Origin of the sequence: Actinosynnema sp. NPDC023658 (assembly GCF_040639995.1) — a bacterium.
GTDB lineage: Bacteria > Actinomycetota > Actinomycetes > Mycobacteriales > Pseudonocardiaceae > Actinosynnema.
Window position 1 is genome coordinate 1 of the sequence record NZ_JBFAAX010000978.1, and the last position, 2,016, is coordinate 2,016.

At 70.5% G+C, this 2,016-nt stretch carries 2 protein-coding genes; both read right to left on the bottom strand.

Annotation, left to right across the window (positions count from 1 at the left end; translation table 11 throughout):
• A partial coding sequence (locus AB0G02_RS37135) for a condensation domain-containing protein (RefSeq protein ID WP_360804268.1) occupies positions 1-1,627 on the bottom strand: 1,627 nt, incomplete at its 3' end.
• A 22-nt stretch (positions 1,628-1,649) separates the two neighbouring features.
• Positions 1,650-1,829, bottom strand: coding sequence for a hypothetical protein (locus AB0G02_RS37140; protein WP_360804271.1), 180 nt, complete (start codon positions 1,827-1,829; stop codon positions 1,650-1,652).
• Positions 1,830-2,016: the final 187 nt, after the last annotated feature.

The following is a 2,016-nucleotide window of genomic DNA, read 5'->3' on the forward strand; positions in this document are numbered from 1 at the left end:
CGCTGACGTAGTCGCCGCGCTCGGCCCGCCAGGGGCTGACCGGGGTCACCGGTGTGGACAGCCGGTCGGCGAGGAAGTCCAAGTGGCCCTGGGCCCGCTCGCCGGTCAGCGCCTCGCGCTGCCACTGCGCGAAGTCCGCGTACCCGACCCGCAACGGCGCGGGCTCGCCCGCCGCCCCAATCCGGTGCCGGTACGCGGCGGCCAGGTCGTCGCGGAGGACCATGCGTGACCAGCCGTCCGCCGCGATGTGGTGGAACGTGACGACGAGCGACCACTCGGCGGCCCCCATGCGGGCGAGGGCAAAGCGCACCGGGTGCTGCCGGGCCAGGTCGAACCCGGCGAGCTGCTGCTCGCGGATGAACCGGCGCAGCCGGGTACGACCCGCGTCGCCCGTGCAGTCGAGCCGCTCGACGACCGGCGGGTCGGTGGTGACGCGCTGCGCCGGCCGGCCGTCGTGGACGTCGAAGACGGTGCGTAGCACGGCTTGCCGGCGCGTCACGTCCGCGATGGCCGCGGTGAGCGCGTCCGAGTCGAGGTCGCCGTCGAACCGCACCCGCAGCACGGAGTTGAACAGGCCCGCGCCGCCGGTGGCCCGGTCCATCGTGAAGAAGCCCTCCTGACTCAGGGCGAGGGGGTGCCACCGATCGGGCGCGACGGCCGGGGTCCGCTCCGGCCGGTCGGCCCGCGCCCGCTCCGCCTCGGCGGCGTCCCGCTCCTCGACCACGAACTCCGCGAGTTCGCGCGGGGTGCTGTAGAGGAAGATGTCCGCAAGGGTCACCTCGATCGCGTACTCCGCCTGCAACCGGATGGCGATCCTGGTGGCCGCCAGCGAGTCGCCGCCGAGCGCGAAGAGGCTGTCGCCCACGTCGCACCGCCGCACCCGGAGTTCCTCGCGGAAGAGCCGGCACACCACGCTGGCCACGTTGTCGGTCTCCGAGGCGATCACCGCCGCGGTGTCGCGGAATGCGATGATCAACGCGGGCCTGCTCGCATCACTGAGGTTGGGACCGCTCGCGTGGATCGTCATGCCGTCGAACAACGCCGCGCTGCCCGCCCGGAAATCCGGCACCTCCCGGTAGGGGGCGAGCCGGTCGAGCAGTTCCTGGTCCACCGACGGCGCTCCCACGTGTTCGTCGGCGCTGACGTGCGGAGCCAATCCGAGCTTGTGCGTGCCTCGGTAGAACTCCATTCCCCCGTTTGCCGCCGTGACATCCGACAATGCGATCCACAAATGCAGAAAATGGGGCGGGTCGATCGGGTTGGTCTGCAGTTCCTGATGGGCGCGGACCGCGCCGGCGCCGGGTGGTTTGGGAAAGCTCTCCAGGTAGTGGACGACCGGTTCCCACGGCACCGCGGCCTGCGCGACGCCGAGGATGTGCGGCCGGTTCGCCAGGTCGAGGAACCACGGGTCGTAGCGGTTCAGGTCGAGCATGCTGCGCAGCGTGCCGTCGTTGTAGTAGTGGTGGTACGCGGGCGGCACCGAGGGCAGGATCTCCGCTTCGTAGCGGGCGAGCGCGTTCTTCACCTCGGCCACCTGCGCTTCGTCGAGCAGGCCCTCGATGAACACCACGCCGTCGCGGCGCAGCGCTTTCGCCAGGTTCGGGTCGTCTGGTCGCAGGAACTTCATGGACGGCAGACCTCCAGCGGGCTCAGGACTCGCGGTTGCCAGCCGCGTCGTCGGTCACGGGCGGGTCGACCAACGGTTCGGCTCCGGCGCCCTCGTCTTCGTCCTCTTCGTCTTCGTCCAGGGCGGCGAGGGATTCCAGGTAGAGTTCGCGAACCTTGACCAGTTCGTCTTCGTCGAGAAATCGCGAGAATGAGCTCGGCATCGTATCCGCCCTCGCTTGTCGGTGTCGGTGATCTCTGCTATCACTGGGATGTGTCGACCGACGGAATCGCGCGAACGAATCCCGACGATCGTGGTGGTGCGCTGCTGGCGCGGCTCGCCGCACTCGGACCGGCGCAACGGGCCGCGTTGCGGGCACGCCTCGCGCAGGCGGCCGGTGTCCCGCTGAC